The organism is Acinetobacter sp. Brlt_5 (assembly GCF_051949055.1).
In the GTDB taxonomy this organism is placed as follows: domain Bacteria; phylum Pseudomonadota; class Gammaproteobacteria; order Pseudomonadales; family Moraxellaceae; genus Acinetobacter; species Acinetobacter indicus.
In genome coordinates, this window is record NZ_JAYJLP010000011.1 from 1 (window position 1) to 13,864 (window position 13,864).

17 protein-coding genes and 4 pseudogenes are annotated in these 13,864 nt (G+C 41.9%); 12 read left to right on the top strand and 9 right to left on the bottom strand.

Features of this window, described 5'->3' with window-relative positions; all coding sequences use genetic code 11:
• Window positions 1-28: 28 nt before the first annotated feature.
• Window positions 29-967, bottom strand: a complete 939-nt coding sequence (gshB, locus tag VF685_RS08730; RefSeq protein ID WP_104513186.1) for a glutathione synthase — start codon at window positions 965-967, stop codon at window positions 29-31.
• A 117-nt stretch (window positions 968-1,084) separates the two neighbouring features.
• On the opposite strand from gshB, the gene VF685_RS08735 reads away from it, so the two are divergent.
• Window positions 1,085-1,279 carry a DUF3565 domain-containing protein gene (locus tag VF685_RS08735; protein WP_005180819.1) on the top strand — a complete coding sequence of 65 codons (195 nt, stop codon included), beginning with the start codon at window positions 1,085-1,087 and terminating at the stop codon, window positions 1,277-1,279.
• 54 nt (window positions 1,280-1,333) lie between these two features.
• On the opposite strand, the gene VF685_RS08740 is transcribed toward VF685_RS08735, so the two are convergent.
• The 3 genes and pseudogenes from VF685_RS08740 to VF685_RS08750 all read right to left on the bottom strand — a co-directional run bounded on the left by VF685_RS08740 (window position 1,334) and on the right by VF685_RS08750 (window position 2,679).
• A complete protein-coding gene (locus tag VF685_RS08740) occupies window positions 1,334-1,597 on the bottom strand; it encodes a Txe/YoeB family addiction module toxin (protein WP_005180821.1) in 264 nt (87 codons plus the stop codon).
• Window positions 1,584-1,850, bottom strand: a pseudogene (locus tag VF685_RS08745) (type II toxin-antitoxin system Phd/YefM family antitoxin). Before VF685_RS08745 ends, VF685_RS08740 begins: the two are co-directional and overlap by 14 nt.
• 130 nt (window positions 1,851-1,980) lie before the next feature.
• Window positions 1,981-2,679, bottom strand: coding sequence for a hypothetical protein (locus VF685_RS08750; protein ID WP_440203608.1), 699 nt, complete (start codon window positions 2,677-2,679; stop codon window positions 1,981-1,983).
• A gap of 80 nt (window positions 2,680-2,759) precedes the next feature.
• On the opposite strand from VF685_RS08750, the gene VF685_RS08755 reads away from it, so the two are divergent.
• The 5 genes and pseudogenes from VF685_RS08755 to VF685_RS08775 form a co-directional block, all read left to right on the top strand.
• Window positions 2,760-3,104, top strand: a complete 345-nt coding sequence (locus VF685_RS08755; RefSeq protein WP_005180824.1) for a hypothetical protein — start codon at window positions 2,760-2,762, stop codon at window positions 3,102-3,104.
• Window position 3,105: 1 nt separating this feature from the next.
• A complete protein-coding gene (locus tag VF685_RS08760; protein ID WP_152342572.1) occupies window positions 3,106-3,840 on the top strand; it encodes a hypothetical protein in 735 nt (244 codons plus the stop codon).
• A gap of 5 nt (window positions 3,841-3,845) precedes the next feature.
• Complete coding sequence (locus VF685_RS08765) at window positions 3,846-4,325, top strand: hypothetical protein (RefSeq protein WP_034598040.1); 480 nt, start codon at window positions 3,846-3,848, stop codon at window positions 4,323-4,325.
• A 233-nt stretch (window positions 4,326-4,558) separates the two neighbouring features.
• A pseudogene (locus tag VF685_RS08770) lies at window positions 4,559-4,633 on the top strand (reverse transcriptase); the annotation flags it as partial.
• 79 nt (window positions 4,634-4,712) lie between these two features.
• Window positions 4,713-5,197, top strand: a pseudogene (locus tag VF685_RS08775) (IS3 family transposase); the annotation flags it as partial.
• A gap of 277 nt (window positions 5,198-5,474) precedes the next feature.
• On the opposite strand, the gene pyrE reads toward VF685_RS08775, so the two are convergent.
• Window positions 5,475-6,125 (bottom strand): orotate phosphoribosyltransferase, encoded by a 651-nt coding sequence (gene pyrE / locus VF685_RS08780; RefSeq protein ID WP_127800383.1) that lies wholly within the window; start codon window positions 6,123-6,125, stop codon window positions 5,475-5,477.
• A 40-nt stretch (window positions 6,126-6,165) separates the two neighbouring features.
• Here pyrE and VF685_RS08785 point away from each other — a divergent pair, with 40 nt between their 5' ends.
• Together VF685_RS08785 and VF685_RS08790 are read left to right on the top strand one after the other, a co-directional pair.
• The gene (locus VF685_RS08785; protein ID WP_016658733.1) at window positions 6,166-6,987 is read left to right on the top strand and encodes an exodeoxyribonuclease III; all 822 of its coding nucleotides are present in this window, start codon (window positions 6,166-6,168) and stop codon (window positions 6,985-6,987) included.
• Between the two features lie 495 nt (window positions 6,988-7,482).
• Complete coding sequence (locus tag VF685_RS08790) at window positions 7,483-7,833, top strand: Spx/MgsR family RNA polymerase-binding regulatory protein (RefSeq protein WP_016658732.1); 351 nt, start codon at window positions 7,483-7,485, stop codon at window positions 7,831-7,833.
• A 95-nt stretch (window positions 7,834-7,928) separates the two neighbouring features.
• Here VF685_RS08790 and VF685_RS08795 read toward each other — a convergent pair whose 3' ends face one another.
• A complete protein-coding gene (locus tag VF685_RS08795) occupies window positions 7,929-8,366 on the bottom strand; it encodes a DUF2147 domain-containing protein (RefSeq protein ID WP_005180835.1) in 438 nt (145 codons plus the stop codon).
• 155 nt (window positions 8,367-8,521) lie between these two features.
• Here VF685_RS08795 and VF685_RS08800 point away from each other — a divergent pair, with 155 nt between their 5' ends.
• Entirely contained in the window at window positions 8,522-9,433 is a 912-nt protein-coding gene (locus VF685_RS08800) for an alpha/beta hydrolase (protein WP_104513183.1), read from the top strand.
• Between the two features lie 63 nt (window positions 9,434-9,496).
• Here VF685_RS08800 and VF685_RS08805 read toward each other — a convergent pair whose 3' ends face one another.
• Complete coding sequence (locus VF685_RS08805) at window positions 9,497-10,060, bottom strand: FMN-dependent NADH-azoreductase (protein WP_005180838.1); 564 nt, start codon at window positions 10,058-10,060, stop codon at window positions 9,497-9,499.
• 232 nt (window positions 10,061-10,292) lie between these two features.
• Here VF685_RS08805 and VF685_RS08810 point away from each other — a divergent pair, with 232 nt between their 5' ends.
• Window positions 10,293-10,934 (top strand): hypothetical protein, encoded by a 642-nt coding sequence (locus VF685_RS08810; protein ID WP_216075207.1) that lies wholly within the window; start codon window positions 10,293-10,295, stop codon window positions 10,932-10,934.
• Here the strand turns inward: VF685_RS08810 and VF685_RS08815 are convergent.
• Window positions 10,872-11,930, bottom strand: coding sequence for an RNA-guided endonuclease InsQ/TnpB family protein (locus VF685_RS08815; RefSeq protein ID WP_034586922.1), 1,059 nt, complete (start codon window positions 11,928-11,930; stop codon window positions 10,872-10,874). The genes VF685_RS08810 and VF685_RS08815 overlap by 63 nt on opposite strands.
• A gap of 20 nt (window positions 11,931-11,950) precedes the next feature.
• Here VF685_RS08815 and tnpA point away from each other — a divergent pair, with 20 nt between their 5' ends.
• Window positions 11,951-12,364, top strand: a complete 414-nt coding sequence (gene tnpA, locus VF685_RS08820) for an IS200/IS605 family transposase (RefSeq protein WP_104490858.1) — start codon at window positions 11,951-11,953, stop codon at window positions 12,362-12,364.
• A 92-nt stretch (window positions 12,365-12,456) separates the two neighbouring features.
• A pseudogene (locus VF685_RS08825) lies at window positions 12,457-13,080 on the top strand (GGDEF domain-containing protein); the annotation flags it as partial.
• Between the two features lie 3 nt (window positions 13,081-13,083).
• Here the strand turns inward: VF685_RS08825 and VF685_RS08830 are convergent.
• Window positions 13,084-13,770, bottom strand: a complete 687-nt coding sequence (locus VF685_RS08830; RefSeq protein ID WP_005180842.1) for a glutathione S-transferase family protein — start codon at window positions 13,768-13,770, stop codon at window positions 13,084-13,086.
• Window positions 13,771-13,864: the final 94 nt, after the last annotated feature.

Consider the following 13,864-nt stretch of genomic DNA (forward strand, 5'->3'; position numbering starts at 1 on the left):
ACCCAAGGTGACTCTTTTGAAAGATAGATTAACGACCGGCTTCCAGTACATCAAACAGGGTATCGGCAATTGAGGTGCCGAACTGGGCATCAATTTCACGGATACAGGTTGGACTGGTCACGTTAATTTCAGTGACATAGTTACCAATCACATCCAGACCGACAAATACCAGACCTTTTTCACGTAAAAATGGCCCGACTTTGGCAGCAATTGCCTTGTCATTGTCGGTCAATGGACGTGCTTCACCCAGACCACCAGCGGCCAGGTTGCCACGCACTTCGCCGTTTTGCGGAATACGTGCCAGACAATACGGAATTGGCTCGCCATTGACCATTAAAATGCGTTTATCCCCTTCTACAATTTCCGGGATATAACGCTGCGCCATAATTGGCTGGGTGCCGTTATTGGTCAGAATTTCAATGGTAGAGCCAATATTCACACCATTCTGATACAGACGGAAAATGCCCATGCCGCCCATCCCATCGAGCGGTTTCACAATCACATCGCCATGTTGCTGAATAAATTCACGAATCAGGCTTTGCTGAGAGGTCACCAAAGTCGGCACCTGCAGCTCCGGGAACTGGGTCGCAAACAGTTTTTCATTACAGTCACGCAGGCTTTGCGGCTTGTTAATAATCCACGCTCCTTCGCGCTCTGCCTGTTCCAGAATATAGGTGCTATAGACAAAGTTCATATCAAATGGCGGGTCTTTACGCATCAGCACCACATCATAGGCTGCGATGGATTCTTTTTGTTTTTCGCCCAGCTCATAATAATGGTTGTAATCTTCAAAGACTTTTAACGGGCTGATTAGACCGAAAGCCTTGCCCTGATCAATATATAAATCTTGTTGTAGTGCATAACCGAGTTCATGACCCCGACGTGCCGCGGCCCACAGCATGGCCATGGTGGAATCTTTTTTCAGGTTCACCGTTTCAATCGGGTCCATCACCACAAGTACGCGCATAATGACTGCTCTTTTAAAATTGCTATGATGTGGAGTATAACGGAGATTCGCTGCCTGTTTTTCTGAATTTGAGTAAAGCTTTGCAGCACTGTATTTGCTGATTTCAGGAAGCTGCCCATGCAACAGCCAATTGTGGGATATCATTTAGATGAAGAAAATCATTGGGTCGCAGAGCTGGCCTGTGGTCATGGCCAGCACGTGCGCCATAATCCGCCATGGCAGAACCGGCCCTGGGTGATGACGGAGCAAGGACGCAAAGAAAAATTAGGGGTGATGCTAGAGTGTAAGAAGTGTGAGGAGGGATTGGAGTAGGTTTCGTGTAAGATATTAAATCAAAAAATAATCCCCTAAAAATAGGGGATATTGCTAATAATGGAATTGACATTGAATAATAGAGATTCGTTCATCTGTCACTTCATAAACCAATCTATGCTTTTCATCAATTCTACGGCTCCAAAATCCTGAAAGATTCGCTTTTAAAGATTCTGGTTTTCCTGTGCCTTCAAAAGGTGTCCTTTGACATTCTTTGATTAAAGTATTGATACGCTTAATTATCTTTTTATCCTGTGTTTGCCAATAGATATATTTATCCCAGACATTATCAGTCCATTCGACGTTACGATTCGTCATCCTCAATCAACTCTCTTTGTTTGGTTTTTCCCTGCACGTAAGTGAGCAATTGATTCATTTAAGCGACTGGCATTATTTGGAGATGAAAGCAGATATAACGTTTCCATTAGGCTATCGTAATGATTTTGCCCCATTACTACAGTATGATCACCTTCTTTTCTTGTAATAAGAGCAACGTCTACATCATCAAGACTTTATCTAAAACAGATTTTAAATTGTTACGTGCATCCACATATGTAAATACATTGTATATATCTATCCCTCATAGGGTAAGCTGCGTCAAAACGCTGCTAGCTAGACTACCTCAGCGGTAGGGATTGAAACTTTACAATATAAATGCACAGAATTCTGTACATATTGTCAATTTCGTATAACAGTTTATTTTAAATAGCTCCAAAATTAGTGGATATTTCTTGAAAATTCAAAGCTGTTTCTTGGGTATTGGGAACATGCCCAAACACATACTCATTCTTCGCCTGAAAAAAGAAATCAAACCTTTTACTCATCAGTGGGTCTTGTTTGCTCTGCTTTTGATACATCGGTGCAAGGTGGTTGAGATAGTAATTAATCCATTCAGCTTTATCGGTAAAGGTGCTGTAATCTTTTAGATCAGCATAGAGGTTTTGTAAGTCATTAGATATGGCTTCAATATTAGGATGAAACAACCAAACTCTAATATCCATAGGGGAAATCACGGTGACTTCATACGGTTGTGAGGGTTCAAAGCGTTGTATTGTATAGAGCTGTGCGCCATATTCGCTATAACTGGAACAAAGTAGTTTAGTATTTTCAATCTGAAAATAGTCAGTTCCTACTTCGAATTCTCTTATTTGTCTAGAAATATCGAGGCATTGAGGAAGTTTGTTGATGTCTGAGTGAGCTAATGTCTTAAATAGTTCAATAGATCGGCTAATGACATAACTTTCACCTATACCCGTGATAATACCTTTGTCCCATGAGTAGATTTTTTGACTTTTTTTAGTATTAAATTGAATTTCACCAGATTCTTTTAAAACAATTTTTTTATTGTCTGTGGTGACAATGATGCTATCATTTAATTGTATGGCTACAATGAAAGTCATGTTTACACCCAAGGTTTTGAAATGTTTATATTTTCCAATTTTAATTGAATTTTTACAATTGATAAAGAATAGGTAAACCTATGGCTGGTGGTTCTCAGATTATCATTAATAAAGATGGTATTAAAATTATAACTCCTGCAAAGTTTGAAGCCAAAGCAGGACAACATCTTTTTAAAAATGGAACAAAAGTTGACATTGCTAGAACAGTTTTGCCTGATATAAGAATTAAAACAGAACATCGAAATTTTCAGGCAATTAATTCCGAAAATAATGAAATTTTAATAAATATTCCTTATTCAATTTTGAATAAAAGAACAGGCATTAAGACCTATGGGTTTACAGATAATGAAGGGATGACACATACAATTAAGTCTCCTGAAACTGATGAACTAGAAGTAAAATGGTTTGATCAAGAAGAGAGTTAATGTGACGACAACAACAACAAGTAATACAACAAAAAGTTCAAACTCACCAACTCAACAAGTTTCTTTAAAACCTGAGGCTGAATTACATCTGTTGGTAGGAAGTGCTTATGGTACAGGAGAAAAGGAATCTCCTTATGGACATACTGCTGTATATATTAAAGTACAAGGGAAAGAGTATATTTACGATTTTGGTCGTTATGGTCGCATTAAACCTGAGACTTTTGGTCCTTTTACTCTATCTGGAGCTAGTAGTCCTCGTGGCGAAGGTATCTTAAAAGTTTGGAGTAGTTTTTCAGCATATATTGAGGAAGAAAATAGGCAAGGGGCGAATAGCGGACGTTCTAGAACAACTTATGCCTATGGCTATAAAATTTTTGATAGTCAGGCTAATTTAGTTATTAATTATTATAATAATTTAATTAAATCATCTTTATCTGTCCAAAATACTACACATTATAAACGATATAAGCTTAATCAAGATTACTTTGCTTTAGGACCTAACTGTACTACCCAAAGTTTAGATGCAACAAAAAAGGCCATACCAAGTATGGCTAAATCAGGTCATAGATTTGTTAACTCTGATAAAGTCTTACCTACTACGGCTAAACTTGCTTTTAAGGCTAGTAAATATGAAATGCCTAACTATTTATTTTTACCAGATAATTTGAATGATTACTTAAAAGAGTCTCCAGATGTAAAAGTTAACATAAAAAACACTTATCGTATTAATAGGTAGTTGAAATGAAAAGAAAATTAATAATCATAATATTATCTTTACTTTTTCTCATTCAACTTTTATTGAATATATATCTATGGCGAGGAACAGAAGTGCCAAAAATTCATATATTAGAAAGACCTTTAAAGATTTATTCATTTGAAGGTAAATATTCCCAGAACTCTACATTACCAGAATATTCGATTCTTCCAGAGGGAACAGTACTATATGATGATAGTGACTCTTTAAATCAAAGAGTAAAAGTTTACTTCAATTTACAGGGGGTTGATTTTAATTTTGAAGAACAAGATCCTGAAATTTTAAAGCAACCTAGTGAGCTTTCAGCCATAAGATCTAAAGACTTATTAAACATGGCTAAAAGTGTAGCTTTAATCCAGAAAGATATATATTTGATTATTAAAAATGATGAGACTATAAATGATTCTGTACGTTCGGCACTTTTTAAAAAGTATAAGATAGATCCATCAGAGTATGAAATTGATTAAAAATTTTTTACAATTAAAATAATACATCTTATGCAAATTCAAAAAGCGAGGATATAAATTCTCGCTTTTTTTCAAAATGAATAAATAAACTTCACCAATAGATCTCTTGCGAAAGTTAATTCAAGAGCATCCAATTCACCATTCCAACAATTAAATTCATTCTTAGACCAAATCGTTTCCGTCTATTTCTATAGCGTTCTGTTAATATCCGAAAATATTTAAGTTTGCCGTTGATAGGGCGACTTGCGCGTGATTTTCCAAATGCCTTTGTGCACTGGAAAATGGGATGTTTACCATCGGTTGGATAATGGGAGCCGGATGAGCTGAGAGGTTCACGTCCGGTTCTGCGAGGGGCTAAGGGTGAGATTCCCTTGGTCTACTCACCCTTATATCCGCACTCATGAAGGGTGGCTATATCTCGCAGTTGTGATTGACCTGTTTTCACGTCTTGTTGTTGGCTGGTCTATGAAATCCAGAATCACGGCAGATCTGGTTTTAGATGCGTTATTGATGGCTTTGTGGCGAAGAAACCCAAAGAACAAAGTCCTAATCCATTCTGACCAAGGCAGCCAATACACCAGTCATGAATGGCAGACATTTCTCAAGCATCATAATCTTGAAAGTAGTATGAGTCGTCGACTTGCGCAGTACACTGCTCATGCCATGACAATGCTGTTGCAGAAAGCTTCTTCCAGCTATTAAAGCGGGAACGAATTAAAAAGAAAATCTATGCGACCAGGACTGAAGCAAGGTCGGATATCTTTGAATATATTGAGATGTTCTACAATTCAAAACGCAGACATGGTTCCAATGGTCAGCGTTCTCCATTAGATTATGAAAAGGCCCATCAAAAGATGATTATGTGTGTCTAGAATTTTGGTGGCTATTCATATCATTCTGATTCATAAGCTCTATCTAAATCCAAAAGCAAATAGGTTTTAAACGGTTCCATCGTATTAAGAAGTTTAAGTCTATCTCAAATTAGCATAATACGCCTCATACGAAATCATATTTTTATTTTATATAAATCATATAGTTATTATATAAAAAAAGCTCAACTCAGCTGAGTTGAGCTTTTTATAGATTGATCACATTCCACGCTGAGTTAGATCAACATTCCAACGATCATTCAATAAAACTGACAAGCACTTAGATCCCATACTTCACACGATAGGCTTCCATCTTCACCAAAGCCTCTTTTTCACCTTTGGCATCTAGATAATTCATCAAATCTTTCATGGTAATTAAGGCATGTACCGGAATTTCTAGCTCTTTTTGAACTTCCTGAATCGCAGACAAATCACCCTGCCCTTTTTCCTGACGATCTAGCGCGACCAGTACACCGGCAATTGTGGCACCCGCATTTTTTAAAATGGTCACCACTTCACGAATTGCTGTACCTGCGGTAATCACATCATCAATAATCCAGACTTTTTTACCTTCAACCGATGCACCGACCAATACGCCACCTTCACCATGATCTTTGGCTTCTTTACGGTTAAAGCCCCAAGGCACACTCACGCTATGATTTTGCGATAAAGCCACCGCCGTTGCCGCCACAAATGGAATGCCTTTATAGGCTGGGCCAAAAATCACATCAACATTTTCACATTCTGTTAACTTGGCTGCATAGCCTGACGCCAGTAATGACAAGGCTTCGCCATCATTTAATAAACCGGCATTAAAAAAATAAGGACTCACGCGACCCGATTTTAAAGTAAACTCACCAAATTTAAGCACACCACGTGATAATGCGAGTTCGATAAAAGCTTGAGGGTTAAATGTCGCTTGCGTTGACATGAGGTGCTCCAAAATTCATAAATTGAGGTAAGACCTGCGCATGATACCAAAGAGTAGCTATCCGAGTGATCAAAAAATTCTTCGTGTGGTTTCAATTAACGTCAATGGCCTGCGTTCTTCGGTCAGTAAAGGCCTGCTGGAGTGGATGGAAAAATCAGAGGCTGATGTCATCTGCATTCAGGAAAGCCGTCTGACCCATGCGCAGTGGACTGATAAATTCAAACCGGAAGGCTGGTATACCCATCTGTTCGCAGCTGAACGTCCGGGCTATGCCGGCACCGCCATTTACAGCCGCCTGCCATTTGTGTCTATTCAGGATGGTTTAGGCTTTGAACTGGCCGACTCCCAAGGCCGTTTTGTCACGGCAGAATTTGATTTAGGGCTGGGTTATCCGGTGCATATCTGCTCACTGTATCTGCCATCGGGTTCATCGGGTGAAGAAGCACAAGCCCGTAAAGACCACTTCCTCGAAGAATATACAAAAATCCTGAAACAATGGCGCGATGAAAATAAATCGATCATTGTCTGCGGCGACTACAATATCGTGCATAAACGTATTGATATTAAAAACTGGTCAGGCAACCAGAAATCTTCCGGCTGTTTACCGCATGAACGTGCCTGGCTCGATCATATCTATGATGATCTGGGCTATGTCGACACCTTCCGTGAAGTGCGCAAAGAAGCCGAACTGTATTCCTGGTGGTCGAACCGTGGCCAAGCGCGTGCCAAGAACGTTGGCTGGCGGATTGACTATCATGCCTGCTCACCGGACTGGAAAGCACGTACCGTCAATGCCTGGGTCTACAAAGAGGAATGGTATAGCGACCACGCCCCGGTGATTATTGATTATAAACTCAACTAAAAACCTTCCTATTGAGTGAACAATTGTTCACTCAATAGAGGTTTATTTCCGACATATTTTGTCGTCATTCAGACCTTTATCTGCTTTTTAAATCGGCGCATTATTGCAGCACGGCAAAGGGACAGTGTCAGGATGACAGCAAAGGGACAGGAAGCCGTAGGATGCAAATAAACAAAGCCATGATGGTCTTTGTTTCAAGGATGTGACATCGGACGTTGTAGTGAGACCCGCATAATCAGGATGATTAAATGCGGGTTTTCTACATCTGGGCTTTTATTTTTTATATTGGCTATTTGCTTTTCGTTTTTTTCTTAGCACGAATAATTCTTATCAAGTGCTGTCTTGTTTTTCTGCCACTATTATGGCGCGGTAGCGTTGCATTTTAATGACGGTTTAATTTCAGAACCATGAACTCAATATTTATACCCGCTATAGTGCAAAACCAATTTTTTGGTTAATCTCTTGAGCATTGTGTTTCTTGCTGGAATCCGCTTTATGCTTAAAATTTATGGTATTAAAAACTGCAACTCCATGAAAAAAGCCTTTGATCTGCTCAATGAACTGGGCCTGGCTTATGAATTTCATGATTATAAAAAACAGGGTATTGATGCAGAAACGCTAAAACATTGGCTGGATGCCGAAGGTCAGGACAAAATTCTGAATAAAAAAGGCACCACCTGGCGCAAGCTGTCGGAAGCGGAACAGGCACAAGCCCTGTCTAGCGAAGCAGATTTAATTGAAGCCTTACGCACTCACAACAGCCTGATCAAACGTCCTGTGCTGGCCACTGCAGACGGCTTTATTGTTGGTTTTGATGAAACCGCCTATCGCGCCTTAAACGGATAAGTTCTTTTATCCGCTTTTGATTTATCCGCTTAAAATCAAAAAGCCTGATGCATCTGCATCAGGCTTTCTGGTTTAATCCGTTTCTATTGGCTGGCTTATTTCACACGAACCCAGGTCTGGTTACGCCCCAGCGCTGCTACGCCAATATAGCCACGCAATTGTAATTTCTGCCCGCCATCAGCCAGTTGACCTTTTAACTTGTAGGTTTTACCTGATTGCGGATCCAGAATTGAACCGCTGTCATAGTTGGTACCACCCGAATTCTTTAAACCACGTACAATGGTTAAACCTTTCAAGGATTTGTTTTTGTAAGGTCCTTCACATTTTGTACAGGCATTTTCTTCACCCGGCGTTAAAATGGACTGAATTGTTGCAGTTAACGTGCCATTTTTCTGCTCGGTAAATTTGACGGTTGCTTTTGCTTGCTTGGTTTTGTCATCAATTGTTTTCCAGACAGTACCATTTAGCGGATCAGCAGCATTCGCCAAAGCTGTTAAACCCATTAATCCTAATGCCAGTGCAATTTTTTTCATTTTTTTTGATTCCCTAGTCTAGTGTTAGACAGCCTTAGTATTAAAAAGTCACTACAAATTTGCAATTTTTGAATGTGACCATTTAGTGTAACCTTGTAAATTGTGTTGGTAAATACGCAAGCACAGGCCAAAATCAAGAACAAGATGGAAGAACAATGAAGATCAACCCGTTATTGAAACAAATTTTCACAGAAGGCTTTTTAAAAACCACCATCCGCCTGCCAAGCCAATATAATTTACCGCATAATCCGCTGCGTTTCGCCCTCGAACAGATGTGCCGGCTGTTTCCGACCAATAAAACTGTCGAAGTCCGCGCTTTACGTCTGGCTGGCCTGAAAGCCGAAGAAATCAAGCCACAAGATGAAGCCACCCAGCTGATTTTCTATATTCACGGTGGCGCCTTTTATTTAGGGTCTTTAAATACCCATCGCCCATTTCTGACTGAACTGGCCGCCCGCACCCAGATGCAGGTGATTCATATCGATTATCCGCTGGCGCCTGAAAATCCATTCCCGGAAGCCTTAGAAGCAATTTTTGATGTCTATCAGACCCTGCTGGATCAGGGCGTACAGGCCAAAGATATTTTGCTGGCAGGAGATTCCTGCGGCGCCAATCTGGCGCTGGCCTTAGCCTTAAAAATCCGTGATGAACAGTTACCGCAAGTCAGCGGCCTCATGCTGCTTTCACCATTTTTGGATTTAACCCTGACCAGTGAATCAATTCGTTATAACCGCAAACACGATGCCTTATTGTCGATTGAAACTCTGGAAACCGGGATTCAATACTATGTGCCACCGTCGGTCGATCGTGGTGATCCGCGTGTTTCGCCGCTATTTGATGATTTAACCGATTTACCACCAACCTTGGTGCAGGTGGGTTCTAAAGAACTGCTGCTGGATGATGCGCAGCGTTTTCGTGACAAGGCCGAACAGGCGGGCGTGAAGGTCAGTTTTAAACTGTATACCGGTATGTGGCATAACTTTATTATGTTCTCACCGTGGTTTGATGAAGCCAAAATGGCGCTGGCCGATTTAGCCGAATTTGCCCATCAGCAGGACCAAGATTAAAACGCCATAAAAAAAGGTCAGTAGAAACTGACCTTTTTTGTGATTAATGCAGCGCCGTAAAGCTTAGATTTTGGCAATCTGGTCTAATGCCGTAGTAATCGCCTGATCTTTAATATCGCTCATGCTAACCCCTTCAGCACGTACTACTTCAATATCACTGACACCGGTAAAGTTAAACACGGTTTTCAGGAATGCTTCCTGGAAATCAACCGGGCTTTGTTCGCCATAGACACCACCGCGGCTGCTGGCGATATACACTTTCTTGTCACCTGCCAGACCGACCGGGCCATTTTCGGTGTATTTAAAGGTACGACCTGCCACGCTAATCCGGTCAATCCAGGCTTTTAAAGTCGATGGCAGACCGAAGTTATACATGGCTGCGCCCACCACCACGACATCAGCATCTAGATATTGTTGCAGAATCTGTTCGCCTAAAGCGCTTTGCTCGGCATTTTGTCCCATTAAAATTTCAGCGGTTAAATGCGGAATGGTCTGTTCAGCCAGATCCAGATAGTCAACTTGGGCCGCTGTATTTTTCGCCTGTAGCTGGTTCACAATAGCTTTAGACAACTGACGTGATACAGAAGCGTCGCCTAAAATACTCGAGTCGATATGCAAAATTTTCATGGGAGAGAATCCTAAACTGTGATTTTTTCAATAGCGCCATTTTACTGCAGTTTAAAATAGAAATAAGTGATTTAAACAACACACACTGTTGCACCCATGCAACGATATTTTCCCGAAAAGTACAAAAAATAGCCATTACCAATTCTCTAAAATCATGATATGTTAGGTTTTATTAAAATAATTGTATAAAAATGAGACTTTAGACGCTCATTTTTGGGGTCGTGATTCACGCATGAAAAGTCGCATTGCGCACAGTGCTGTGCCCACATTTAAATACAAAGTCACCCGTTATTTACTCGAAAAAGAAGTGGTGATGAACTGGAGCACGTTAAACAAATGTATTCTGATGCTGTTTCTGGGCAGCCTGATGCACGTGATCTGGGCCATCTGGAAAAGTGTGGTATTACTCACCCCGGAACTGTGGCGCTGGGTCAATCTGGCCTTGTTAAAACAGCAGCTGGTCATTAATTTATTCGGACTGTTCGTGTTTATTGGCATGATTGGCATCTGCCACTACTTTCGCAAACAGGACTGGACCCGGCGCTATATGCCCTATATTGCGGTGGCCACCTTTGTGGTCAGTCTGTGCCGCGATGGCTATCTGGTCGGGGTGCTGAGTCCGGCCACTATGGTGACCTATATCAGTCTACCCACGGTCGGTCTGGTGCTGTTTGAACGCAGAATTGTCTATTCGGCCTTAATTCCGGCCACACTGTATCTGGTCAGCTGCGGTTATTTAAGCTTTTTCAGCCAGTTAACCTATGCACCTTTATTTTTATTAACCGACTTTCCTTTTGACATCCTCTCCGACCTAAAGGACGGAGATTCCTCCTGCGAGACGCCCATGTCCGAGCGCAAGAATATTCAGTGCTGAGTTTATATCTCTATCGTGGAATGTACCGCACTCCACACACTGCCATTCTCTTATTCCAAGTCCTGCTCTACCTTTCAGACTACTGGAGCGTGAGCCGCAGCACGAGCAAGTTTGGGTGGTATAGGCTTCATTGACTTCTTCATACCATACCCCTGCGTTCTCGCATTTATACTTGAGCATGGTTCTTAAGGTCGTCCAACCTGCATCGAGTACAGACTTAGCTAATTTTGTCTGTGCCAATGCTTTGGCATTCACATTACCAACGAAGATGGCTGCATGTTCATTCACCAGTTTATGACTGAATTGATGCAGCATATTTTGACGTAGATTTTTGATCTTGGCATGAATCGCTTTGACACGTTTTTTATTTCTTGCTCTTTGAGCAATACCAAGTTTTTGTTCATATTGACGATAGATTTTAGGGGCTTTGAACTTTACACCATCTGAGCAAGTCGCAAGGTCTTTGAGTCCTAGATCAATGCCAATTGAGGTTTTAGCGGTGGTTTTCTCTGTTTTAATTGAATCAACCACAAGACATACATACCAACGCCCTCGGCTATCCTCGACAAACGAGCCTGTTTTAACATTGTATTTACTTAGTCCGTAACTGTCCCATAGCTTAAATTGATGCTTGCCGTATTGGACATACCCATCGGCATATTTCACCGCCACTTTTTTAAATGGAATCCAACCGAGAGAACGTCTAGCATTTTTTTTGTTACTGACACGCCATTTTAGCTTGGCTTTTTTAAATTGCTTTCTTCGAGTAACTAATTCTTCCGCAACTGCCTGTATGGTTTGGCTGTGCAAATTGCACTCTTTTGATGTACCTTTCGTGTATTTAGCAATATCGTAAGCTGAAAAGAATTGTTGTTTTCTTTGCAAGTGTTTAAAACACAAATCATTGACATAGTTCCAGACAAAATTAACTTCAGATGCCAATTGGTCTAGCACCTTGCAATGTTTGTCTTTTATGCGTAATTTAAGTGTCTTCATCACTAAAATATATTTGGTCTATGGATAATAGTCAAGAGATTAGAACAGGTCGTCACTGTGTTTTTAATATGCACGTTCATTTAGTCTTTGTGGCTAAATATCGTAGAGATGTTTTTACCAAAGCTATGCTCGAAACTATGAATGAAGTATTCAAGCGCATTTGCTTAGACTTTGAAGCTAAGTTGGTAGAATTTGAGGGTGAGCATGATCATGTTCATTTACTTGTGAACTATCCACCAAAAGTAGCTATTTCTAGCTTGGTTAACAGCCTAAAAGGTGCATCTAGTCGTATTTTAAGAACTAAACACCCTGAAATTAAAAACAAATTATGGGGGAATGCTTTGTGGTCGCCTAGTTATTTCGCTGCATCGTGTGGAGGTGCTCCCATTGGGATTATTAAACAATATATCCAACAACAGCAAACACCGCATTAGCAATCCTAGCTAATCCCCACAAGGGGGACTAGCGGATTGCAGCCTTATATCCCCGCCCTGAAGGGCGAGGTTTTACGGCTAAAGGGAATAAAAATGGCTTCTGGGTGCTGTCGATGCTGTTTTTTATTGTGCCGATTCTGCTGACCTGCCTGGTGCTGTTTGAAATTCTGCTGAGTCAGTGGCGCTATCGGGAGGCGCTGATTGCACATTTAAGTCAGGTCGATCCGCTCACCAATACCTTTAACCGGCGCAGTATCAACCAGTGTCTGGAACAACTGAACCACAAACAGGCACCCTGTTATGCAGTGATTCTGGTCGATCTGGATCATTTTAAGCAGATTAATGATGAGCATGGCCATCATAAAGGCGATGAAGCCTTGGTCCAAGTCTGTCATGTGCTGGCCGGCCATATCCGCGAGCAGGATGTGCTGGGCCGTTTTGGTGGCGAAGAATTTATTCTGGTCCTGAAACAGGCCACTGCGCACCAGGCCAAACAGGTGGCCGAGCGCTGCCGGCAGGCCATCACCCAGATTGAACTGTATGATGAACATAACCAGCCCATCCATTTTACCGCCAGCTTCGGGATTGCCTTATCGCACCACAATACCCCTTATGAAAAGCTGCTCAGTCAGGCCGATCAGGCCCTGTATCAGGCCAAAGCCTATGGCCGTAATCAGGTGGTGCTGTATCAGCCGCTGGAACCAGCAGCCTCTTAAGACTTAGCTAGAGGATGGTTCAGACTGATAAGGCTCCAGATAATTGACCCAGTCTTGTTCCTGTTTCGCGGCCTGTTCCCAGGCCTGCATTGCCGGATGTTGCAGCATGGTCTGCATATAATACTGGCTGTCTTCATTCACGGGCAGCGCATAGCTTTTCAAACGCCAGACCACCGGTGCATAAAAGGCATCAGCAATCGAGAAATCACCACAGAGAAAACCGCCTGGGTCCGGACGCTCAGACCAGATCTGACAGACACGGGCTACATCGTCACGTAAATCAGGTTGCTCAGCCCATAACGTCTGTCCGACTTCTGCCAGATCAGCGCGAATATTCATGCCGCAATGGTTACGCAGTGCCTGAAAACCGCTATGCATTTCAGCAGCCAAAGCGCGTGCCCGAGCCCGCTGTGCCCGACCAGCCGGCCATAGCTGGCGCTCCGGAAACTGTTCGGCCAAATATTCACAAATCGCCAGTGAATCCCAGACCATTAGCCCGTCATGTACCAAGACCGGTACCTTGCCATTCGGGTTAATTGCCAGTACATCCTGTTTAAAATGGCCCGTGCCGCGTTCTTTAGGAAAAGGTAACAGCACTTCACGAAACGGCAGTTCAAAAGCAGTAAGGACCAGCCACGGCCGCATGGACCAGCTGGAGTAATTCTTGTTGGCAATGTACAGTTCCATCATGACTCATCCTCCTCTTGTTGTTTTTAATATTCACGATCGCTGGGCAGTGCCACCTGATGAGATCAAGGGATATGGCGCCAAAGCCTATACAAAG